Origin of the sequence: Variovorax sp. WDL1 (assembly GCF_001541225.1) — a bacterium.
Lineage (GTDB): Bacteria > Pseudomonadota > Gammaproteobacteria > Burkholderiales > Burkholderiaceae_C > Variovorax.
On the sequence record NZ_LMTS01000096.1, the window covers coordinates 105,549 to 112,503 of the forward strand.

Genomic DNA, 6,955 nt, shown 5'->3' on the forward strand with positions numbered 1-6,955 from the left:
TGATTCTGAACGCACGCCTGCGCCGCCGCATATGATTCAAGTCATGTCGCCGCAAGCTGCCGGGGCAGTTACTTGGCGAGTCGCAGCGACGTACCCTGCCGCTCGAGCACACCTTCGCGCTGGAGGGCGGCAAGCGTCCTATAGAGTACCTCGTGCGTGAGGCCCAGGTCACGCGCCAGGTCCTTCAGCGTTCCGGGCAGTACCAGCTCGCAGCGCTCACCCCGGCCTTCGGATACCAGCAGGTGGCGCACGCGCTCCGCAGCGCCTTTGAGCGAGAGTCTCTCAACGCGGGTCCTGACGCTGCGCAGCTGGCTCGCCAGCAACGAGACCCATTGCACTGCGAACGTCGGGTCGGCCTCGATCAACTCCCGCAGCGCTCGTGAAGGAATCCTGAGCAGCGTGCTCGGCAGGCTCGCCACGGCGTCGCAGTGGTAGCGAGCGCTGTCGAGCGAAGCCTCCGCAAAGAACTCGCCGGCACGTGCGTCATGAAGCACGACCTCCTCGCCGGCGCGGCCGAAGCGCACCAGGCGGACCGCGCCCGCTTCCAGATAGTAGACCGCAAGGGCTGGCGCCCCTGTTCTGAATACGTGTGCTCCGGCTTCGTACGAGACGCGTGTGGCGCTTGGGCGCAACGCGGCAGGGAAGTCGCGAAATGACGAGAGTTTCAAACGACCGCGCAGGTCACAGCATCTCGATCGCCAATGCGATGCCTTGTCCGCCCCCAATGCACAAGGTGACGACGCCGCGCTTGAGACTGTCTCGCGCCATCGAGTGAACCAGACGCGTGGCAAGCACTGCGCCCGTGGCACCAATCGGATGTCCGTGTGCGATGGCGCCGCCTTCGACGTTGACCAGTTCCTCGCCGAAACCGATCTCCCTGAGACAGGCCAGCGTGATCGCGGCAAAGGCTTCGTTGATCTCGACGCGGTCGACCTGGCCCACAGTCCAGTCCGCACGGCTCAATGCCTGACGCACCGCGGGCACCGGGCCAAGACCGAAGAAGCCGGGTTCCACTGCACCGATGCCATAGCTCACCAGCCGGGCCATCGGCGCCAGGCCATTCTTCTCGGCCCAGGCGCGTTCGGCCACGACCATCGCGGCGGCACCCGAGTTCAGCCCCGGCGCGCTGCCTGCCGTGATGGTGCCGTCCTTGCGGAAGGCGGGCTTGAGCTTGGCCAGCGATTCGGACGTGGTCTCGGGACGGTTGTGCTCATCCTTGCTGAACACTGTCGGGCCCTTGCGGCCAGGGACCTCGAAGGAGGCGATCTCCCGTTCGAACCTGCCCGCCGCCTGCGCCGCGCCGAAGCGCTGCTGTGATCGCAGTGCCCAGCGGTCCTGATCCTCGCGAGTGATGTCGTGCTTGGCGACCAGGTCCTCTGTGTGCCAACCCGAGTGCTTGCCGCTGAAGGCATCGTTCAGGCCGTCGAGAAGCATGCTGTCGAACATGGTGACGTCGCCCATGCGGGCGCCCCACCGGCCCTGCGGCATCAGGTAGGGCGCGCGATCCATGTTCTCCATGCCGCCTGCAATGGCGCAATCGATCATGCCCGACCAGATCTCGAGCGCGGCGCTGACCACGCCTTGCGCACCGGAACCGCAAACGCGGTTGACCGTCAGCGCCGGCACTTCCACGGGCAGCCCGGCGGCGATGCCGGCTTGGCGCGCCGGGTTCATCTTGACACCGGCCTGGATCACGTTGCCCATCACCAAGGTTTGCACCTTGCCGGCAGGGAGCCCCGAGCGCTTGAGCGTCTCGCGGATGACCGCGGCACCCAGGTCCGGAGCGGGCACATCCTTGAGGCTGCCGCCGTAGGTGCCGATGGCCGTGCGTACGGGGTGGCAAAGAACAACTTCCCTGGAACTCATGATGAAACTCCTGATGATCAACTACCGAACAATCCGTGTGCATGCGCCGGCTGTCCATGCCTGTGGCACCCGGCCCATGGGAATACCGCGCAGCATCGCTGCGGGCTGGCGACATGGATCCATGTCGCGCGGCTTATTGGGCGCTGCTCGCCACCCACCTGCGTTGATCCACATCAAATGACTGCGCTCGAGTGCTCATTCAGGACTTCTGATCGCAGTTCGGACCAGATCAGCAGAATCGGATTCCTTCGCACTGGCCCGCACTGCGGATGGCGGCGCAAGCGTGGCGCAAGGGGTGGTGAACGGTACGCGCATCACCTGCAGCGTGACGTGCTCGATTCGGAAGCGGTCGTGCAGTTGCCCGGTTGCCCGTTGCAGGAAGGCATCGTCTGCATGCCCCTCGGGCATCACCAGGTGCGCGGTCATGGCGATCTCGGACGTTCCCATGGCCCACACGTGCAGGTCGTGCACCCGCGCCACGCCCGGCAGGGCCTCGAGCATGGCCTGCACCTCAAGGAGGTCCACGCCTTCGGGCACGCCATCGAACAAGAGGTGCAGGGACTGCTTGAACAGGCTGGCGGTGCCGACGACGATGACGGCGGCGATCACCAGGCTGGCCACCGGGTCGAGCCAGGTCCAGCCGAACCACAGCGTCAGGATGCCAGCCACCACCACCCCGGCCGATACCAGCGCGTCGGCCGCCATGTGAAGGAAGGCGCCTCGGATGTTGAGATCGCCCTGGCGGCCGCGCATGAACAACAGTGCGGTGATGGTGTTGACGGCGATGCCAACGCTGGCAACCAGCATGATCGTGAGGCCATCAATGGGTTCAGGTGACTGCAGCCTGTGCACCGCCTCCCGGGCCAGTGATCCCATCGCGACCAGCAACAGCAGCGCATTGATGAAGGCGGCCAGGATGCTTGCGCGCTTCCATCCGTAGGTATGGCGTGCATTGGGTCGCAACCGGCTGGCCAGGGCTCCGCCCCAGGCCAGAACAAGGCCGATGACATCGCTGAGGTTGTGCCCTGCATCGGCGAGCAGGGCCAGAGAATTGATTCTCCAGCCGTAGAAGGCCTCGACGACAACGAAAGCCATGTTCAGGCCAATGCCGATGGCAAAGGCCGCATTGAAATCGGCCGAGCCGTGGCCGTGGTCATGCTCTGTGCTCACGGAGGCGGCTCCTTCAGCCGCGATCGCGCGTTCCTCAGGCAGTCAGCCATTGTTCGATCTTGTCGCGCCGGGGCACGCCGCCTGCGTGCACCACCTTGCCGTCGATCACGACGCCGGGCGTGCTCATCACGCCATAGCCCATGATGTCGCGCAACTCCTCCACCTTGCTCAGCGAGATGAGCACGCCTTTGTCCTTGGCGACTTGCTCGATGAGCGCGATGGTGCTCTTGCAGTTGGCACAGCCCGTGCCGAGTACCTTGATGTCCATGTCAGCTCCCTAAAACGAAGAGTTCAAACGACCGACTCGGCCCCCGCGAAAAGCATGGCGTGCATGCGTTCCCGTTCCTCCGACGTCGGCCAGCCCGCATCAGCGGGGGCGGTCACCGACTGGATGAGACCCTGTTCGTCAACGCGGGCGAGGCCGTAGGTTTCGTTGACGATGGAGTCGGGCTCACCGTCCTTCAGCCGCACGTACCAGTCAGCCAGGCGCAGGCTCTGGCCGGCCCATGCGGGCGCTGCAGCTTCGTGGCGCGCAAGTGCCACGTACAACCCGTGCGGGACCGCGTGCACGGCGCCGGCCTCGTCGAGCAGGAATACATACGAGGCATGCTCGCCCCCCGGACGGCGCAGCGCGCGGCCGGAAGCATCGACCGTGCTGTACACCGGCGCAAAGCCACCGCCAGGTGTGCGGAAGTTGGTGGCTTGCCCCCGGTACATGCGCGCCGCCACCCACTGCGCTTCGCCGTTGTAGGCGTAAGCGCGCAGGTCGAACTTCATGGCATGGGCGGAGTCATCGTCGATGAGGCGTTCGCCCGGCGGCACGATGGCCTGCGCCACGTAGTCACCAGCCAGGATTTCCTGCCAAACCCGCCGCGTGAGCTTGTCGCCGCGGTAGGCCGCGCGGCTGCCAAAGCCGGCGACGGGCTTGAAGAAAAGGCCGCGTCGTGCGGCCCACAGCCGCTCGCCGTCAGCAGCATGCACGAGCTCGGTATGCGGAACCGCGTCGAGCAGCACCTGGCGAGTTTCCTTGGGCACGCCTAGCGCCCGCAGCCGTGCGTCATCGCTCAGAAGGGCCAGGTGCCGCTTGTCGGCGTACAGCGCATGGGCCTGCGGATGCGGCGTCAGCACCACGCCTTGGTGCACATACGCCTCACGCAGCGCGGCGCTCTCCGGCTGCTCGAGATAGAAGTCGGTCAAGCGGTTGTAGACCAGGTCGATGGCAAGATTGCCATGCCACAGCCTGCCATCTCGCCATTCGAGGAACCGCGGATCGGCAATGACGGCGCGCAGGCCATGACGCTCGAAGAGTTCCTGGAACAGCAGGAACTCGGCGTAGAGGTATTGCTCTGGCGGCGCCGAATCCACGATGGCTATGCTGGCCAGCGGCCGCGAGTGGCCCGCAAGACGCCATTCCTGGCGGAACATGTCGACGATGCGCTGCTCGAAGGCGGCCGCGCTGGCGCGTGTGGGCACCATCGAATCCATCGCCTCGCAGCAGGCTCGCTGCGCGCGCGCCAGGACCGCGTTGAGCATGGCCCCGCCGGCGTTGGTGTTGATCTCGATCAGACCGACGCGGTCCTGTTCGAGGTGGAAGTCGTAGCCGAAGAACACGCCGCGCGGGCCTGCGGTGCCCAGGCGGGCAATCGCGGGAGCGGCTGCCAAGGTCAGTTCGAGGTAGGCCGGCAGGGCCACCACCGACTCGACGGCCCGCACCACCTGTGCCATGCGCCGTATCCGTGGCGCGGCAACGAACACCGGCTGGGCCGCGAAGACGAATGGACAACGCTCGCGAACCAGTTCAGACAGGCCCGGTTGTCCCAGCTCGGCGTCGAGCGAGCGCGCGAGCGCGTCCCGATCGAGACTGAGACACAAGCACTCTCGGTTGAGCTGTTCGAGCGTGGCGGTGGGTGTGGACATGCGTGGCTTTTCAGACGTCGGAGCGAAGGGGTGCCGTCACAGGACCGCGTTGAATACGAAGCCGACGATGAGGATGCCCGAAGCAACCACGCCAGCGAAGGTGGCGATCAGCCGAATCTTCAGAACCTTGCGCAGGATGATCATCTCGGGGAGCGACAGGGCGATCACGCTCATCATGAAGGCAAGCACGGTGCCCAGCGCAGCGCCCTTGGCCAGCAGGGCCTGCACGATGGGGATCACCCCGGCTGCGTTGGTGTACATGGGAACGCCGAGCAGCACTGCCAGCGGAACCGACCACCACGCGTCCTTGCCCATGATCGATGCCATGAAGTCCTGCGGCACCCAGCCATGAATGGCGCCGCCGATGGCGATGCCGACCAGGATGTAGGGCCAGACCCTGCCCACGATTTCGCGCACGCTCGCAAAGCCCGACTCGATGCGCTCGGACAGCGTCAATCCGTTCTCGCCGCCAGCCGCGGCCACCTTTGGCATGTCGCGCACCCAGTCTTCCAGGTAGCGTTCCATCCTGAGCCGGCCGAGGACCCAGCCGGCAACGATCGCCACCGTCAGCCCCAGCCCCATGTAGAGCAGCGCGATCTTCCAGCCGAACATGCCGAACAGCAGCGCGAGTGCCACCTCGTTGACCATCGGCGCCGAAATGAGGAACGAAAAGGTCACGCCCAGCGGGACGCCCGCTTGAACGAAGCCGATGAACAGCGGCACTGCCGAGCATGAGCAAAACGGAGTCACGACGCCCAGGCCGGCGGCCATCACATTGGCTACGCCTTCGGTGCGTCCCGCCAACAGCGCCCGGGTGCGTTCGGGCGTGAAGTACGAATTGACCATGCCCATGACGAACACCACGGCCGTGAGCAGCAGCAGCACCTTGGGCGTGTCATAGAGGAAAAACTGGAGCGCGCCACCGAGGTGGCTGCCACGCTCCACCGGCAGGGTTGCGACGAGCGCCTCGGACAGGGGCACCAGTGATTCGTAGAGCCCGAACCAGACGGCACCCGCCAGAAGAAGAAATGCGCGAGGATGCCGTCGGGGTAGCAATTGGGTACGTTGGGACAGGGTCAGTTCAGTCATAGGCGGTCCGCCGGCTCAAGAGGATCCGACCACAAGGATGCACCGATGGTGCTGCAGGCATTTGATGGAGATCAAGCCAGGCCCGTTTGCATCGGTGCGCTGATCGCCTGCCTTGCGCTTTCAGACTACGACCGCTCGGTGAAGACCTTGCGCCAGACCTTCGACGTGCTTTCGCTCAAGCGCAGTCGGCCGCCATGGGTTCGCATCCGCTACAAGCCCGCTGGCATGACGAACGCCAGAGCCGTCAGCTAAGCTGGAGTCCCTGTTGTCCGCTGACTGGCATCCATTGCTTCATGAACTCCCCAGCCATATCCGACCGAGATCGCCCCCTCCATCGCGGGAATCCGTGGGAAGTGTTTCTGGCGTTCCTGAAGCTCGGCCTGACTTCGTTCGGCGGCCCCGTGGCGCACCTGGGCTATTTCCGCACCGAGTTCGTCGAACGCCGGCGCTGGCTCGATGACCGCAGCTATTCGGACCTGGTCGCGCTGTGCCAGTTCCTGCCAGGGCCGGCGAGCAGCCAGGTTGGAATGGCCTTGGGCATGGGCCGCGCGGGCTGGTGGGGCTCGCTCGCGGCATGGCTGGGGTTCACGCTGCCATCCGCGCTGGCGTTGATCCTGTTTGCCTACGGCGTGACCGAATACCGGGGCCTCGCAGAATCGGGATGGGTGCATGGCCTCAAGGTCGTTGCGGTGGCGATCGTCGCCCAGGCGGTGTGGGGGATGGCCAAGACTCTGTGCCCGGATCGCCTCCGAGCCGGGCTCGCCGTTCTGGCTGCGCTGCTGACGCTCGCGCTGCCGTCAGCCGCAGCGCAGGTCGGCGCGATCGTGGCATGCGGGTTGCTGGGACGCTGGCTGATCAAGCTGCCGACTCTGGGCGCCTTGCAGCACCACGATTTCGGCATCTCGCGCAAGGT

The 6,955-nt window shown here is 65.6% G+C and carries 9 protein-coding genes; 3 read left to right on the plus strand and 6 right to left on the minus strand.

The window, feature by feature from the left end:
* Positions 1-68: 68 nt before the first annotated feature.
* Entirely contained in the window at positions 69-791 is a 723-nt protein-coding gene (locus APY03_RS14080) for a Crp/Fnr family transcriptional regulator (protein ID WP_083944345.1), read from the minus strand.
* The gene (locus APY03_RS14085; protein WP_068677816.1) at positions 682-1,866 is read right to left on the minus strand and encodes a thiolase family protein; all 1,185 of its coding nucleotides are present in this window, start codon (positions 1,864-1,866) and stop codon (positions 682-684) included. Before APY03_RS14085 ends, APY03_RS14080 begins: the two co-directional genes overlap by 110 nt.
* A gap of 1 nt (position 1,867) precedes the next feature.
* Between APY03_RS14085 and APY03_RS43730 the strand changes: the two genes are divergently transcribed.
* Entirely contained in the window at positions 1,868-2,047 is a 180-nt protein-coding gene (locus tag APY03_RS43730; protein WP_232324258.1) for a hypothetical protein, read from the plus strand.
* A gap of 14 nt (positions 2,048-2,061) precedes the next feature.
* Here the strand turns inward: APY03_RS43730 and APY03_RS14090 are convergent, their stop codons facing one another.
* Genes APY03_RS14090 through APY03_RS14105 form a run of 4 tightly spaced genes read right to left on the minus strand, consistent with a single transcriptional unit; the run spans position 2,062 to position 6,042 of the window.
* Positions 2,062-3,036, minus strand: coding sequence for a cation diffusion facilitator family transporter (locus tag APY03_RS14090; RefSeq protein ID WP_083944346.1), 975 nt, complete (start codon positions 3,034-3,036; stop codon positions 2,062-2,064).
* Positions 3,037-3,070: 34 nt separating this feature from the next.
* A complete protein-coding gene (locus APY03_RS14095; RefSeq protein WP_068677817.1) occupies positions 3,071-3,304 on the minus strand; it encodes a thioredoxin family protein in 234 nt (77 codons plus the stop codon).
* Positions 3,305-3,327: 23 nt separating this feature from the next.
* Complete coding sequence (locus APY03_RS14100; RefSeq protein WP_068677818.1) at positions 3,328-4,953, minus strand: hypothetical protein; 1,626 nt, start codon at positions 4,951-4,953, stop codon at positions 3,328-3,330.
* A 36-nt stretch (positions 4,954-4,989) separates the two neighbouring features.
* Positions 4,990-6,042 carry a permease gene (locus APY03_RS14105; RefSeq protein ID WP_068677819.1) on the minus strand — a complete coding sequence of 351 codons (1,053 nt, stop codon included), beginning with the start codon at positions 6,040-6,042 and terminating at the stop codon, positions 4,990-4,992.
* A gap of 45 nt (positions 6,043-6,087) precedes the next feature.
* Between APY03_RS14105 and APY03_RS43735 the strand changes: the two genes are divergently transcribed.
* Entirely contained in the window at positions 6,088-6,294 is a 207-nt protein-coding gene (locus APY03_RS43735; RefSeq protein WP_068677820.1) for a hypothetical protein, read from the plus strand.
* A gap of 41 nt (positions 6,295-6,335) precedes the next feature.
* Positions 6,336-6,955, plus strand: a 620-nt coding sequence (locus APY03_RS43740; RefSeq protein ID WP_232324266.1) for a chromate transporter, incomplete at its 3' end; no start/stop codon positions are given.

Excerpts from the sequence above, each read along its gene's own strand:
- APY03_RS43730 (WP_232324258.1), top strand. The coding sequence starts at position 1,868 with ATGAAACTCCTGATGATCAACTACCGAACAATCCGTGTGCATGCGCCG.
- APY03_RS14100 (WP_068677818.1), bottom strand. The coding sequence starts at position 4,953 with ATGTCCACACCCACCGCCACGCTCGAACAGCTCAACCGAGAGTGCTTG.
- APY03_RS14095 (WP_068677817.1), bottom strand. The coding sequence starts at position 3,304 with ATGGACATCAAGGTACTCGGCACGGGCTGTGCCAACTGCAAGAGCACC.
- APY03_RS43735 (WP_068677820.1), top strand. The coding sequence starts at position 6,088 with ATGGTGCTGCAGGCATTTGATGGAGATCAAGCCAGGCCCGTTTGCATC.
- APY03_RS14105 (WP_068677819.1), bottom strand. The coding sequence starts at position 6,042 with ATGACTGAACTGACCCTGTCCCAACGTACCCAATTGCTACCCCGACGG.
- APY03_RS14085 (WP_068677816.1), bottom strand. The coding sequence starts at position 1,866 with ATGAGTTCCAGGGAAGTTGTTCTTTGCCACCCCGTACGCACGGCCATC.